The 15,626-nt window shown below is 28.3% G+C and carries 10 protein-coding genes; 6 read left to right on the top strand and 4 right to left on the bottom strand.

Translation table 11 applies throughout. The annotated features are described in order from the left end of the window. Window positions 1-6: 6 nt before the first annotated feature. Window positions 7-933 carry an oligopeptide ABC transporter permease OppB gene (oppB, locus tag ACZ5RS_RS04325; protein WP_464637817.1) on the bottom strand — a complete coding sequence of 309 codons (927 nt, stop codon included), beginning with the start codon at window positions 931-933 and terminating at the stop codon, window positions 7-9. Window positions 934-1,199: 266 nt separating this feature from the next. Next, window positions 1,200-1,772 (bottom strand): hypothetical protein, encoded by a 573-nt coding sequence (locus tag ACZ5RS_RS04320; RefSeq protein WP_464637815.1) that lies wholly within the window; start codon window positions 1,770-1,772, stop codon window positions 1,200-1,202. A 193-nt stretch (window positions 1,773-1,965) separates the two neighbouring features. On the opposite strand from ACZ5RS_RS04320, the gene ACZ5RS_RS04315 reads away from it, so the two are divergent. From ACZ5RS_RS04315 to ACZ5RS_RS04290, 6 genes are all read left to right on the top strand, one after another. Further along, entirely contained in the window at window positions 1,966-3,705 is a 1,740-nt protein-coding gene (locus ACZ5RS_RS04315) for a peptide ABC transporter substrate-binding protein (protein ID WP_464637813.1), read from the top strand. 165 nt (window positions 3,706-3,870) lie between these two features. Further along, window positions 3,871-4,641 carry a 4,5-DOPA-extradiol-dioxygenase gene (gene ygiD / locus ACZ5RS_RS04310; RefSeq protein ID WP_464637811.1) on the top strand — a complete coding sequence of 257 codons (771 nt, stop codon included), beginning with the start codon at window positions 3,871-3,873 and terminating at the stop codon, window positions 4,639-4,641. 117 nt (window positions 4,642-4,758) lie between these two features. After that, entirely contained in the window at window positions 4,759-6,015 is a 1,257-nt protein-coding gene (aroA, locus tag ACZ5RS_RS04305; protein ID WP_464637809.1) for a 3-phosphoshikimate 1-carboxyvinyltransferase, read from the top strand. A 100-nt stretch (window positions 6,016-6,115) separates the two neighbouring features. After that, window positions 6,116-6,892 (top strand): EFR1 family ferrodoxin, encoded by a 777-nt coding sequence (locus ACZ5RS_RS04300; protein ID WP_464637807.1) that lies wholly within the window; start codon window positions 6,116-6,118, stop codon window positions 6,890-6,892. Window positions 6,893-6,897: 5 nt separating this feature from the next. After that, entirely contained in the window at window positions 6,898-8,148 is a 1,251-nt protein-coding gene (locus ACZ5RS_RS04295) for a MalY/PatB family protein (RefSeq protein ID WP_464637805.1), read from the top strand. 19 nt (window positions 8,149-8,167) lie between these two features. Further along, window positions 8,168-9,508, top strand: a complete 1,341-nt coding sequence (locus ACZ5RS_RS04290; RefSeq protein ID WP_464637803.1) for a hypothetical protein — start codon at window positions 8,168-8,170, stop codon at window positions 9,506-9,508. Between the two features lie 5 nt (window positions 9,509-9,513). Here ACZ5RS_RS04290 and ACZ5RS_RS04285 read toward each other — a convergent pair whose 3' ends face one another. Both ACZ5RS_RS04285 and ACZ5RS_RS04280 read right to left on the bottom strand, forming a co-directional pair. Continuing rightward, a complete protein-coding gene (locus tag ACZ5RS_RS04285) occupies window positions 9,514-12,885 on the bottom strand; it encodes a UvrD-helicase domain-containing protein (RefSeq protein ID WP_464637801.1) in 3,372 nt (1,123 codons plus the stop codon). Then, window positions 12,882-15,572 carry a PD-(D/E)XK nuclease family protein gene (locus ACZ5RS_RS04280; RefSeq protein WP_464637799.1) on the bottom strand — a complete coding sequence of 897 codons (2,691 nt, stop codon included), beginning with the start codon at window positions 15,570-15,572 and terminating at the stop codon, window positions 12,882-12,884. The genes ACZ5RS_RS04285 and ACZ5RS_RS04280 overlap by 4 nt, the downstream gene beginning before the upstream one ends. Window positions 15,573-15,626 lie beyond the last annotated feature (54 nt).

The raw sequence follows: 15,626 nt of genomic DNA, 5'->3' as shown, positions 1-15,626 counted from the left end.
TATTTATTAGTAAGCGATTCTTGGATCTAATAATGCATAAACAATATCAACAATAAAGTTCATGACAACAAGAATAACTGAGAAAACAATAACTACTCCAATAATCAAAGTATAGTCACGGTTAAATGAACTTTGAACGAAGAACTTACCAATACCAGGAACACGGAAAACCTGTTCAATAACGATTGATCCAGTTATAACCCCAGCAAATGCAGGACCTAAATAACTAACAATAGGCAACATAGCGCCTTTCATAGCATGTTTAAAAATAATAGTACTATTTTTCATACCCTTTGCTTTTGCTGTTCTGATATAATCACTTCTTAAAGTTTCTAACATTGAAGAACGAGTTAATCTAGCAATAGTAGCAAAATAGGCAAATGATAAGGAAATAGCTGGAAGTACAATTGTTGAATAACCTTCACCTGTACTATACCAACCTGAAATAGGGAACCAATGGAGTTTCATTGCAAAAACTAACTGGAGCAATGGCCCTATAACGAATAACGGTATCGATATCCCCAGAACCGCCAGCCCCATCGTCAGATAATCGATCCACGAGTTCTGATAAACAGCAGCTAGAATTCCGAATAAAATACCAAATATAAGTGCTAACATAATAGCAATCGAGCCTAAAACGGCTGAATTAGGTAATGATGTAAATATATAGAAATTAACATCATTGTCCACGTATTTGTATGAAGGGCCTAAATCACCACGACAAACATCAAATAAATATCTTGCATACTGTTTTAAAACAGGTTCATCTAAATGATATTTCGCTTCAATATTAGCTAAAACTTCTTCTGGCAAAGCCCTTTCACCGTCGAAAGGCCCACCAGGAGCAACTCTAACAATAAAGAAACTCAAAGTAATAATGATAAGCAAAGTAGGAATCATACCTAATAAACGTTTAATAATATATTTTGTCATATTCTTCCTCTATTGTGAAATTATATCAATTAAAATAAGAAAATTGATACTATTACATCTTTGACAGACTAAAGAACTTTACAGGAAATTGCAACTTTATTCAATAATTATTCATTAAATTATATCATTTAATAAAATATACCCTGAAAAATAATTTCAAATGAGGACAAGAAATATTATTTAATTTTCGTCAAACAACTTGTCTTTTGTCTAAAATCATAATACAAAAAAAAGTTAAAATTTTAGTAGAAATTAGCAAGAAAACCCTAACCTCTAAACTTATTAATGTCTCTAAGTCCCACATCCAAATCCATGTCTCGTTCTCTGTCTTTTGTTAATGGCAAGCCTAAAACTGTACTAAAAAGAAGCGCAGCTCTCTCACAAGTTCCACCACTTTTTTTCTCATCTATAATCTCAACATCAACTTTTTCATCATTTGTAAAAATTAATGAAAATCTAACATGTGCTCTATAAGCTCTACCTTTTTTCTTGTAATCAGCATTTTCATCAAAGCTACCTTTTACAAAATGAGTTAAAGCAATTTTCTTAATAGAATTTATATCATACTTTTTTACAGATACAAAAGGAAAAATTCCAAATTCATATCTTATTGATCTATCAACTTTTTCAACAACCCATCTATCAACAAATAATATACCAATTAAGGCAATTATCCACAAAATAAATGGAATTAGTATAGAAGAAAAACTATCACCTCTTGACAGTGCATCTATCATACCCCAAGAAAAAAATAGAAAAAAAATCAAACTTATAGCTTTTGATAACCTACTATTTCTATATATTAATTTTTTATCAGTATTTTTTAGATGATATTTCATTTAATAGTCCTTTTTTGTGTTAAAATAATAACCTATATGTAAAAATAATAACATTTAATCTTGTTTTTTAATATTTCCACTTGACGTAATCAATAATACATCGTTTACTATTCTATATATATTATGATATAATATACTCAAAAATATTTCAAAAGAATAGAGAATATTTAACAAATCTACAAGGAGATAATCTATGAAAAAGACATTATCTATTACTCTTAGCTTATTACTTTTAGCTACTGTATTAGTTTCTTGTGGTGGAAAAGAAGAAGCAGCTGCACCAGCAGAATCAAAACCTGTTGCAACTACAACAACTACAACCACAACTCCAGCAGAAACAACTCCTGCTGAAACAAAAGCAGAAGAACCAAAAGCAGAACCTCAACAAGCTGAAGCAGTAGTCACCGATGAAGGCGTAAAATTTGTAATTTCAAACAGCGCTGAACCTCAATCTTTAGACCCTGCAAAAGTTCAAGGTGTTCCAGAACACAGAATTTTAATGGCTTTATTTGAAGGATTAACATCTATCGATCCTAAAACAGCTGACCCAGTTCCTGGTTTAGCAGAATCTTGGGAATCAAACGAAGATGGTACTCAATATACATTCCACTTAAGACATGCAACTTGGTCTGATGGTGTTCCTATCACAGCTCAAGATGTTGTTTGGTCTTGGTTAAGAGAATTAGATCCAGCAACAGCAGCTCCATATGCATGGTTCCCATGTATGTTCTTAGAAGGTGCTCAAGCATACAACGATGGCACAGGCTCAGCAGAAGATGTTGGAATCCGTGCACTTGACGATTACACATTCCAAATGGACTTAATCGGACCTCTACCATATGCAATTGGTGCTCTAGAACACTATTCATTCGCTGTTGTTCCTAAACATGCAATTGAAAAATATGGCGATCAATGGACACAACCTGAAAACTTCGTAGGTAACGGTCCTTTCGTATTAAAAGAAAGAATTCCACAATCAAAGATTGTTTGTGTTCCTAATCCAAACTATTGGGATGCAGACTCTGTAAAGATTGATACATTAGAATACTTAGCATCAGACGATGACAATACTAACTACAACATGTACTTAGATGGTCAAATCGACTGGTTAACTAACGTACCTACAGATAAATTAAGTTCTGCTTCTATGAGAGATGATTACAAAGCTTCTCCTCAATTAGCAACTTACTACTATGTATTCCAAACACAAAAAGCTCCTTTAGACAATGTTAACTTAAGAAAAGCTATTTCTTATGCTATCGATCGTGAAGCTTTAGTTGAAGGTGTTACAAAAGCTGGTCAAATTCCTGCTTGGGGTATTGTACCTCCAATGGCTGGTTACGAAGCTCTTGAATTCCCAGAAGAAATCACAATCGATGGAACAACATACGATAACAGAGAAGATGCTGCTAGAGCTTACTTAGCAAAAGCTGGTTATCCTAATGGTATCGGATGTCCTACATTAGAAATTTTATATAACACAAGTGAAGGCCACAAACAAATTGCTGAATTCATTCAACAAGAAGTTAAGAACAAATTAAATGTTAATGTTGAACTAGTTAACAAGGAATGGGGAACTTACCTAACAGATAGAAATGCTGGTAACTTCGAAATTTCTAGAGCTGGTTGGGTTGGAGACTACCAAGATCCTAATACATTCTTAGATATGTTCTTACCTGGTTCTGCAATGAACGGTGGTAAATACGCAAATGACACATATGCATTATTCGTAAAAGAAGCAGCAACTATTTCTGACCCTGTTGAAAGACTTGGTGTATTAAGAACTGCTGAAGATATTATGGTTAATGAAGATGCTGCTATTATGCCTCTATACTACTATGTAACTCTAAACATGATTGATACAAGTGTATGGGGCGGTTGGTATACAAATACAATGGACTACCATCCACCAAAAACTATTTTCAAAAAATAGTATAATAAATTAAGCTAATTACACTCCTCTTTTATGAGGAGTGTTTTTTTTAACTACTATATGCCTATAAATTTATAAAAATAAAAATTATCAATTTACCGCTTTCTAATATCAGAAAAACATAATAATATTTATCTATACTATAATATTTAATTAGGAGGATATATGGATAAAATGCCTGTCTTATTTGTTGGTCATGGCTCCCCAATGAATGCAATTGAGGATAACGAATTTTCCACTTATTGGAAATCATTGAGCTCTTTAATACCTGAACCAAAGGCAATACTCTCAATCTCTGCACATTGGTTTGTTTCAGGATTAAAAGTATCTGATTCAGAAATGCCCAAAACCATTCATGACTTTTATGGCTTTCCTGAAGAACTTTTTGCTGTAGAATACCCCGCTCCAGGCTCTCCTAAATTTGCACATAAAGTTAAAGATTTATTGCAAGAAGATGTTTCTATAGATAATTCTTGGGGGACGGATCATGGAACGTGGTCTGTGTTACATAGAATGTATCCAAAAGCTAATATTCCTGTATTTCAATTAAGTGTTGATAGAAAAGCAACACCTCAAGATTATTATAATATTGGGAAAAAAATAAAAACCCTTAGAGATGAAGGTGTTTTAATTTTTGGAAGTGGTAACATTGTTCACAATTTAATGAGTGTAAATTGGAGAATGCCTAATAAAGGTTATGAATGGGCTTATAAATTTGATAATTATATTAAAGAAAATATCTTAAAAACTAATCATGATAATATAATTAACTATACAAAAGAAAAACCTTTTGCTGAACTTTCAGTTCCTACAATAGATCACTTTGCGCCTTTACTTTATATATTAGGAGCAACTTCAAAAAAAGATAAAATAACAGTTTTCAATGAAGCTTGTACTCTAGGAACCTTATCCATGACAAGTTATCTTTTTAAATAAGAAATTTATAATATTGTATAAAGATCAACTATTAAATTAATTTTATTTAAGCAATTAAAAGGTTATTAAGAATAGCCTTTTATAGACTTATATATTTTTTTAGTTTATATTTTGCCTATGAAAAAAATAATTACACCCTCGACTATAGAAGGAACAATTACTATTCCTAGTTCAAAGAGCCAAACCATTAGAGCTTTATTGATAGCTACTTTTGCAAAAGGGAAAAGTATAATAAACAATGCACTTTTATCTAACGATACAATAAGCTGTATAAAAGCTTGCGAAGCCTTTGGTGCAACTATTACAAGAAATGAAAATCAAATCATTTTAGACTCTCTTAATCTTGAGAAAGGTGGTTCTCCTATAACTATTGATTGCGAAAATAGTGGGACTACACTTTATCTAGCCTTAGGACTAGCCGCATCTCTAGAAAAGGAAATAACATTCACAGGTGATGAATCTTTACAAAGTCGTCCTGTCGGACCTCTCTTGAAAGCATATAAAGATTTGGGCTGTGAAGTTAGTGACACAAACTATCCACCATTTACAATCAAAGGGCCAATAACAAAATCAAAAACTATTATTGATTGCCCTACTTCTCAATATTTATCTTCATTACTACTAGCTTCAACATTAGCTAAAACTGATGTGGAAATTATTACTCCATTATTATATGAAAAACCTTATGTTAGTCTTACTTTAGACTGGATGGATGAACAAAAGCTAGAATATAAAATAAGTGAAGATTTACAACATTCCGTTGTAAAAGGTAATCAACATTTTTCACCTATTGATGTAACAATCAACGGAGATTATTCAAGTGCTACCTTCTTCTTTGCTTTAGCAGCAATTGGAAAAACTACCATAAGAATTAAAGGTCTCAATCAATTTGATATACAAGGGGATAAACATACTCTTGATATTTTAGAGAAAATGGGTTGCTCAATAAAATGGATTGATAAAGATGTTGAAATTACAGGTCCAAAAGAGTTAAAAGGAGGCACTTTCTCTCTTAACTCAATGCCTGATGCACTTCCTGCACTTTGTAGTGTAGCTGCTTTTGCTAAAGAACCAATTACCTTTAATGATGTTCCACAAGCTCGTTTAAAAGAAACAGATAGAATTGATACTATGAATAAAAACCTAAATTTGCTTGGAGTCAAAACGAAAGAATTTGATGATGGCATTACTATTTTTGGAAACGGAAAGGTACAAGGGAATCTTGTAAAAGGCTATAATGATCATAGAATAATTATGGCAATGGCTATAGCTGGATTATATGCAGATTCTCCAATTACCATAGACGATATAAGTGCAGTTAGTGTTACTTTTCCAACATTTTTTGATTTAATAGAAATCTTAAAATCAAATTAATCTATTTGAATTTCAAGCATAAGAACCATCTTGTTATGAATTTAAATTTAGATAATAATGGTGGAGATACAAATAAAATCAAAACTTTAAGGAAAAAGATATGAAAGATTTAATCGTATGCTTTTCTGGCACAGGAAATAGTTTTTACGTTGCCAATAAAATAGCAGAATCACAAAATCATAATAATATTATTATGCTAAATGAACTATCAAAAGATAATTTTCAAATACCTGAAAGGCTTGGTTTTGTTTTCCCTATACATATAAGTAGAGAACCACTAATATTTGAAAAAATATTACGCGAAGTTCTATCCTCTGTTAAAGATTTTACTCCTTTGAAATTCGTTTATGTAATTTCAACTGCCGCTAGCAATTCACCAGGTTGGGCTCACATCAGACTTGAAAAAACATTAAAAGATTTTGGAGTTGCTACAACTTATGTTAATCATGTTAGATTGCCTCGAAATTATGCACATCAACAACCTCAAGAAAAAATTGATCAATTATTTACAGATGCTGATGTAAAAATTAAATCTATAATCGATGATATTGAAAATGAAAAAATAAAATTTCCAAAATTTAAAATCTTTACAAGAACCTTTACTGTATTAACTTATTTCATCAATAAAAATTTCACAAACCACTATAGTAGAGAATTTGAAGTTACTGAAGATTGTATAAACTGTAAACTTTGTTACAGAAGTTGTCCGGCAAATAATATTACTATGGAAAATGGCAAACCAATATTTCATGATAACTGTTATGCCTGCTCAGGATGTATTAATACTTGTCCAACAAATGCAATTGTAAAAAAGAAAGATGATGGAAAACGTTATAAAAATCCAAAAGGTAATTTTAATCATTTATATAGGAGCTAAAAATAATGAAATATGACTTTGAAAATCTAGCTAACAGAAAAGAAACAGCTTGCATTAAATGGGATAAAGACCACTTAAAAATATTTTGTGGGAATGAAACTGCAGCACCTTATTGGGTTGCTGATATGGAATATAAAGTAGCACCAGAGATTGATGCAGCAGCAAAAAAACTTGTTAATTATGAGACTTATGGATATTCTGACTATCCAGATATAAAAGAAAAGTTTATTACATTTGCAAAAAAAAGACATAATTTAGATTTAAAGCAAGAACAAATATCTCTTTGCCAAGGTGTTTTAAATGCAATTGCTTGTATGCTAAATGTTATTTGCGAAGAAAATGATAATATTATCGTTCCTTTCCCAGCTTACAGACCTTTTGTAAGAATTGCTCATAATAATAATTTAAATGTATTACCTTGGAAATTAAAAAGAACTGATGATTCTTTTGAATTTGATTTTTCTACTTTTGAAGATTTATGTAAAAAAGCAAAAGTTTTTATTCTTTGTTCTCCCCATAATCCTAGTGGAAAAGTATACTCAAAAGAAACTCTATATAAAATTTGTGATATAGCTAATAAATATAATGTATTTGTTATTAGTGATGAGATACATGCTGATTTAGTATTTAAAGATACTCAATTTTATAGTTTTATCGATATTGCTAAAGAAAAAAATACAAAAGCTATGGTAGCGATGGCTCCTTCAAAAACATTTAATATTGCTGGAGAATTTTTCTCAGTCTCACTTTTTAATGATCTTGAACTAAAGAAAAAATTTGATAAATTCAGAGTTGCTCTACACTGTAGCTCTTCCCCATATTTTTCAACAACCTTAGCTAGAGAAGCTTATGATAAAGGTTATGATTGGTTAATGGAAGCAATAGCTGTCTTAGAAAAAAACGCTAGATATATAGAAAATTATATGCAAGAAAATATTAAAGAAATAAAACCTATGAAAGCACAAGCTTCATTTATTTGTTTCTGGGACTGTAGAGAATTATTACCTTATATAGAACAAGATAAATTAAACCATCCAGAATTATATAAACTTGAAGCAAATTCAGAAACTGGATTAGCTTCTATGTTTTTTGCACAAAGAGCAAATATTTGCTTAAATGATGGCACTTGGTTTGGTGGAGACGAATATAAAGGCTATGTTCGTTTCAATTATGGCACTAATTTAGACGATATTAAAAGCGCTTTAGACAAAGTAAAAAACGCAGTAGATGAATTATTAAATACATATAGAAAATAAGAAAATACAAGGAGATACAATGAACGCTGAGCAGTTAAGTGCTATTGATATTGCGGCAAAGGCTTTAGTAAATAGATTCGGAGCAATAGAATTAAAAGATATTACTAATAAAATACATCCAGAATTAAAGGGCGTAAAAGCTGTTTCTATTCATAAAGTATTAAAAGAAAGTGAAAGTGCTGAATATGTAGTAAAAGATGATATATTAAAAATTATTTATTTTGATATTACATATGATAGAACAGATGAAGTTTTAAAAGCTAAAAATGAATATAAGCAATGGAATGTAATAACTTGGGATGATATTAAAGATTATCAAGACACTTACGATTTACCTCTATGTAAAAAAGCACAAGAATTATTTAATTACTGTTGTTCAATCAACAAAGAATTAGTAGATAATAAGCAACTATTTGCTTTTAGATTCAGCAACTATGTTAATACTCATAAAATTATTTCAAAATGTTCTATAACAAAATTTCTTTTAGACCCATTTAAATTACCAGTATGGAATATCGAACTTGAATCTTTAATTTTAGAAGCAATTTTTAATCAAACTTCTTGGTTATGCTTTGGTAGAACAAGAAATGAAAGAATAAAATTAACTTGGATGGAAGAAGCTAGAGAAATTATTAAATTATCAGAAGAAAAATTTCAAACTCTCTTTAGACTTGCTAAAGCAGCAACTAATTTTTATGGAGTAATTTCATTAAAGAATTTTCATAAATTATTGAAGATTTATTATAAAGATATCACTTTATCTAGAGATGAATTAAAAGCATTATTTGAAAAAGTTAATAATGAAAGCAGTCTTTTCTTTTTCAACAATTATATTGTAACTGATAGAATTTATGACTGGAGTTTTGATTTATTCAAAGAAGAAACATTACAAAAATTAGATACAGAAGCTTATGCAAAATATAAAGCTGAAAAAAATAATAATACTAGCATTTCTCCTTTAGATACAAACTTAATAGCAGAATATAGCTTTTCAATGATTAAAAAAATTCAAGAACAAAAGAAATTCTTAGTTTTATCAAAAGATGAGTTATTAAAATATATTGATATTTCTAATATCAAAGAAACCGAAAATTATATTAATCTAGAAAATTATTATGTAAAAATTGGTGGAGCTTATAAAGATAATCTAAAAATATTTAGAGCTATTTTTAATAGATATGTAAACAATTGTGGTGATAATTCTCCTAATATTGTAAGACATTTCTTTTTAGCTACAAAGTTTTCAGAAAAGCAAGAAGCAAATATTGAATATTTATTATTATTAGTACAAAAAGCATTCAATGAAGCACCAAAGTGGATAAATAATGGCTTTAGTGCTATTGATATAAGTCATCTATAATAATTTTAATAGAAATATTCTTTATCTTTATTTCTCAAATAAACAACACAACCTGTTACATGGCTGTTTGGATACATTCTCTTAACAGCCGTGATATAGGTCTTTATTTGCATTTCATGCAATTTTGGATTTCTTACTTTATCTGTTTTAAAATCTATAATTAAATAATTATTTTTATCGTCTTTAACTAATAAATCTATAAATCCTTCAACAACTAAAGGCTTTCCAACTTCATCTTCTACTCGAGAAAAGAAACCGACTTCACATTTACATTCAAACTTTTCTACATATTTATGATAAAAATCACTATTTATAAAATCTGAAGCATAACTTTTTGCAATATTCTCTATAGCTTTTATTTCAGTTGGTTTTAATTTAGATAGAGAAGAACCTCTAGATAAAACCCTCTCATCAGTTAAACCTAAAAGAGGTTTATTCATTACTAGAGATTGAACATAAATATGACAAAGCGTTCCAAAATCAGTATAAACATTCTTGTTAATTTCATTTAATCCAGACAGCATTTTATCAACTTGAGAAAGCGGTAGTGCCACTCCATCTTCAAAGTTTCCATCATCTTTATGACCAAACAAAGTTGTTACACCAATATTTTTTAATCTGGTATCATACTCTTCTTTACAAACATTATAATACTCTAAATTTTTTTTATACTGAGTTCTTTCTACAATCGGCTTATTCTCAACTTTGACATAATTCTCATAACTATTAACAATTTCGATATCTTTTACTTCTAATAAAGGATTAATTTGATCATTTTCTAAAGCTGCATTGTATATCATATTTAATAATGATTTATTCTCTTTTCCTATAACAGAATCTTCAATTGTGGATCTAATTGTTCCGCTCATAATTAAATGAACTTGAGCTCTTGTTAAAGCAACATATAGAACTCTTTTGATTTCTGCTAATTCCATCTCCCCTCTTAGTTCTTTAGCCTTTGCAATAAACAAGCTATCAAATTTAACTTTATTAGTTTTATTATCAATTGATAAACAATGTTTAGGAACTGGAATATTATGTTCAATAGAATAATCAACACTTCTATTTATAATGTCTGTACCCATATTTGCTACAATTACTATTGGAAACTCTAACCCTTTAGATTTATGGATTGTCATTATTTGAACACCTTTTGGGCTTTCTTTTAAAACTGATACTTCTTCTTCATTTGAAGATGATCCCAAATTATCTCTCATATTATCTAAATATATTGAAAGAGAATATTGGTTTGAATCATATTTTTTAGCCAATCTATAGAGATAATCAAAATTATCAATATATAAATGGTAGTTCGGCTCACATACATAATAATAACGAAGCCCAGCATCCCACCAAATATAATTTAATAAACTAGAAATATCACTTATAGAAGAGAGTTCTATTAATTCATCAAAAGTATTCTTAAGCTCTTTTAACTTAATTAGATCTGTCTCTTCTAAATTAAGATTTTCCCAATCAAATAAATTTTCACTATCATGATTTTCCAAAATCTTAATAATGGAACTTTCATGTAGTGCACCTAAAGGACCTTTTAGAACACTTAAATAAGCTAATTTATCATCTGGATAAACTAATAATTGAAGAATATTATAAAGATCATTCGATAAGGCTTCTAAAGGATACGCTTTATTATCTTGAATAATAAATGGAATTTTCTTGGCTCTAAGAGCTTTTTCAAATTCAATTTGATGAGTTTTAGTTCTAATCAATATAGCTATATCATTAACATTAGGTCTTCTAAGACTTCCATCCTTAGCAGGAATCAAATAATCGTCACTATTTAACATATTATTAATAATTTTAGCTATTTTAGTTGCTTCACAACTAGCTGAGGAAGCGGCTTCTTCCCCTGCTTTAACAAATGAAAAACTATCTGAATCTTTAATATATAATTCAATTTTTGGATTTATATTTGGAATTGGATTTCTGTAAGCTAATTCCTCAAAATTGGCTTCAAATGGTTTTTCTGCATTTCCAAAAACTTTAGAAAAAGTCTGATTAAAAAACTTTATTAATTTAGGCTCACTTCTATAGTTTATTCCTAGGTTAATAACCTTACCACCAGATTTCTCAATTTCATCAGATAAAGCTTTAAAAACAGATACATCAGCATCTCTAAATCTATAAATTGATTGTTTTTCATCCCCTACAAAAAAGAGCTTTCTTTTTTCTATTGAAAAAACATCGGGAATATCATCTCCTAACAAATCATACTTTTCACTTAAAAGATATGTTAAATCTTTTTGCAGTTGGTTATTATCTTGAAATTCATCAACCATGATAAATTTAAATTTTTCTTTATATAATTGCCTAATTTTTTTATTTGTTAATAAAATATCTACAGCTAAGTGAGAAATATCACTAAAAGTTAAAATTCCAAGTTTTCTTTTTTCTTCAAATATCTTATTTTTTAATACTTCTAAAGCATCAACCACTTCAACTAAATGATTGTTCTTTTTTATAAAATTCAAAGAAATCAATTCAGAAACAACTTCTTTTAATTCCTTACAATTTGATACTAAAATCTCTGAAAAAGGATCTTTATTCTTCCTAGGTGTAGTAAAACTAATTTTACTTAATTCTTGATAAAAATTTTCTGAATTTGTTGAAAGAAGAGTAAGTATATCTCTATATTCTTTTAACTGAATTAAAGTTGTAGAAGTTGATTTTGTTAAGCTTTGATAATCTTGATTCAAGATATTATTAAACAGATTAAAAAGTCTATCTATATTATCTTTTATTGTGTTATCAATTAACAAATCACATTCTTCAAATAGCTTTTCTTTATCTAATTCAAGAGGGAAATAAAAACTATTATTTGCTAAATTCACAATAATTTTATCAATCAAATCATTTGGGGAATAAGCTTTTGATAAAAATTTAAAACCAGGTAACATATCCTCATTCTCAATTAATTGTTGAGTACATCTCTTTGTTATATCAGAAGCTTTATTATTATCTATCGAAAAGTCACTTGGAATCCCATATCTCATACAATCTTGCTTAACAATTTGATTACAAAAAGAATCAATTGTTGAAATTGTTGCTTTTGAGAACAAAGAAAATTGATGATTCATAAGAGCTGAAGAATCTTTTATAGCTAATAATTGTTTATATATTCTCTCAAACATTTCGGCTGCTGCCTTTTTTGTAAATGTTAAGGTAAGGATTTCATCACAATTTGCTTGATTTTTTAAAATTAGATTTAGGAACCTATAAGATAGAACAGTTGTTTTACCAGCACCAGCACCAGCTTTTACAACACTGTTATCAAAACATTCTATGGCTAATCTTTGCTCTTCGTTTAAACTATGTTTTGTTTGTAACAATTTTTCAATTTCAAGTTTTCCAATCATTTTGTTGAATACCTCTTTCTACATACCTGACGATAATTACAATTTGCACAATGATCTTCAGAAGGAGTTGCTATAAAATTACCATTTAAAATTTGTTCTATCATTAATTTCATTACTAAATCAAAAGTATAATCTATATCTTCTTTATCTTCTGGAATATTACTATTCCACATATCAACATATTTTGAATCTGAAACCGAATAATATGAAGCAATATCTACATTCATTGCTTTTTTATTTAATAATTTTTTATAACAAGGAAATTGATAATCTGGAAAATCAAGTCTTTTTTCTTCAAAAGCTTTTTTATGCCAAGTAACACCAATTGGCGGTTTCCCTGTTTTATAATCTACAATTGCATAATCACCATTACCTACATTTACTACTCTATCTATTTTCCCATTAAGAGAATAAAAATATTCATTCCCATTTAATTCAATTTGTTCAATTGAAGAATATTTATTTTCCATTTCTTGAGATCTACAAGTATTAAATTTTAATATTTCAACATCAATAAAATCAGAGGCTAAATCTTTATATTTATCTTTAATATAAATTTGTGTTGAAATTGGTGGAGATTTCTCACTTTTAAAATACATCTCAAATTCTTTTTCTTTAATCTCATCCAACCAAGAAATATATTTGACTTTATTAGCACTATAAAATTGAGTATCTTCTCTCATTACTCTTATAAAAAACAATTCAAATATCTTATGAACTATTGTCCCAACCTCATTTGCTGCATATTGAACTACACTATATTCATTTTTATCAACCCCTAATAAATACTTTATAGCAAAAGCATAAGGACAATTTTGAAATAAATTAATACTGGTTGCTGAAAAATTTAACAAACCCTCTTTTGTCTTTATTCTATCTAATAAAAAATCATTAAACTCTTTTTCAATTTTCTTATTTACATAACCATTTTCATCAAAAGTTAAAACATTATTTTTTACTTTATTTAAAACTTCTGTTTGATAAGACGATAATTTTAGTTTTTTATTCGAATTAGATTCCCAAAGGTCTAACTCATCAATATATGGTGTATAACTATTATAAAAAAAAGGTTCAACTATACTGTTTCTTTCCATAAAGAATGAGGGTGCAATTTGTGCTCCATCATAAGTAGTTTCACCAAATAAGAAGTAAGTCATGCCACTATTTAAACAAAAATCCTTTATAACATTATTAGTTAAATCTTCCTCTTCTCTTAATACTTGATCCTCAACAGAAGGAGGTAATACAAATAATGGCTTATCAATTACTTCACTATTTTTTGCATTAATATCAGAGACAAAATGATAAGGAATATCTAAAGAAGCAGCTAAAGGATATTCAAATATTCTTATTCCATCCCTTTTCCCTTGTTCTACATAATTCTCTTTTTCTAAAAGTCTAATATATACCTTAAAAATTTGTTTTATCTTGGTTACATTACAAGCTTGCATAGAATTCTTTAAGCCTTCTAATTTATCTATTGCAAACCGATAACTAGCTTCACCATTACTATTAATCCAACCTAAATTATCTTTTAATAACAATCTCTCTAAACTATATAAAGAATTTAATAAATCTGAAATTGTCTCTATAGTATTTAATTTAATAACTAAATTTTTAAATTTCTTATAAAAATTTAATAATTCTGGCTCATATTTTAATCTTAATAGCCAATAATCAAAATCATACTTATTTGAACCATGATCAATATTTGCATCAATTGCAAATCTTATAAACTTTCTATTAAATGAAATGTTCTCAAAAGGAAAAGATCTTTCAAGAAAGAAACTTTTCATATCGTCTAAAGAAAAATTATTATCATATAAATTTGATAAATATAATAAATACTTTCCTCCAGGATATTTTGAAATACTGTAACCTTTAGATTTTGAAATAGGAATATTATATTTTTTAGCACCTAACTCAATTTCTTGTATATCATCATCAAAATTACACAAAGTAATTGCTATATCACGAGCTAGAACACTTGAATCTAAAAGTTTTTTTAGTTCTCTAAATAAAGTATTTTGCAAAGCTGCTGAATTATCAAACTTAATTAATTTAGAATTATTTTCACAATTACCTAAACTAGAATCTATTTTTTCAACTTCAATTAATTTAATAAATTTAGGATTTTCTAATTTATTTATAAACTGTTTACAACCAATTTTTGTATCACTAGCAATAATTGAATATTGCTTTTCTAAAACCTCCTTTGGTGCAAAATTTAAAGAAGGATCTTCGAAAGAGGGTTCAAAAAGATTATTCTTAATTAAGAAATCATTATATTCTTTATATAGTAAGTTTATATCATCCTTAAAATCAGAGTCCAAAGAAGAAAAGACTTCACAATCTTGAACTCTTTTTACTTGTTTTAATATATTAATTAAATAGGATGTGAAACGAGAAAAAGATTCAGGATATTTATCATTTACCATATATTTTAATTTATAATTTTCTAAAAATTCAATTAAAAAAAACTCTCTAATTTGATCATTTACTTCTGTTAAGTTTTCATGATTAGGCAAAAAATACTGTTTAAAAGTATCATAAGAGATTGCTTTTTCTGCTTCAATTACTCCATATTTATAGGCATATTCAATTGCAAAATTTCTAGCTATTACCTCATTGTGAAAAACACAAACTCTATTTGCATTGAATTCATTAAATACTATTTGTTTATTCATAAATTATTCCTAAAACTATTACCCTAATAAGATTATTATACTATATAAAAATCA

The sequence above is a fragment of the Pleomorphochaeta caudata genome (genome assembly GCF_055395745.1).
The sequence above is the reverse complement of the archived record's forward strand: the minus strand, read 5'-3'. Positions and strand labels throughout refer to the sequence as shown.

Bases quoted from the DNA above. Each gene is read 5' to 3' on its own strand.
- aroA (WP_464637809.1), top strand. From the start codon at position 4,759: ATGAAAAAAATAATTACACCCTCGACTATAGAAGGAACAATTACTATT.
- ACZ5RS_RS04315 (WP_464637813.1), top strand. From the start codon at position 1,966: ATGAAAAAGACATTATCTATTACTCTTAGCTTATTACTTTTAGCTACT.
- ACZ5RS_RS04280 (WP_464637799.1), bottom strand. From the start codon at position 15,572: ATGAATAAACAAATAGTATTTAATGAATTCAATGCAAATAGAGTTTGT.
- ACZ5RS_RS04290 (WP_464637803.1), top strand. From the start codon at position 8,168: ATGAACGCTGAGCAGTTAAGTGCTATTGATATTGCGGCAAAGGCTTTA.
- ACZ5RS_RS04320 (WP_464637815.1), bottom strand. From the start codon at position 1,772: ATGAAATATCATCTAAAAAATACTGATAAAAAATTAATATATAGAAAT.
- ygiD (WP_464637811.1), top strand. From the start codon at position 3,871: ATGGATAAAATGCCTGTCTTATTTGTTGGTCATGGCTCCCCAATGAAT.
- oppB (WP_464637817.1), bottom strand. From the start codon at position 933: ATGACAAAATATATTATTAAACGTTTATTAGGTATGATTCCTACTTTG.
- ACZ5RS_RS04300 (WP_464637807.1), top strand. From the start codon at position 6,116: ATGAAAGATTTAATCGTATGCTTTTCTGGCACAGGAAATAGTTTTTAC.
- ACZ5RS_RS04295 (WP_464637805.1), top strand. From the start codon at position 6,898: ATGAAATATGACTTTGAAAATCTAGCTAACAGAAAAGAAACAGCTTGC.
- ACZ5RS_RS04285 (WP_464637801.1), bottom strand. From the start codon at position 12,885: ATGATTGGAAAACTTGAAATTGAAAAATTGTTACAAACAAAACATAGT.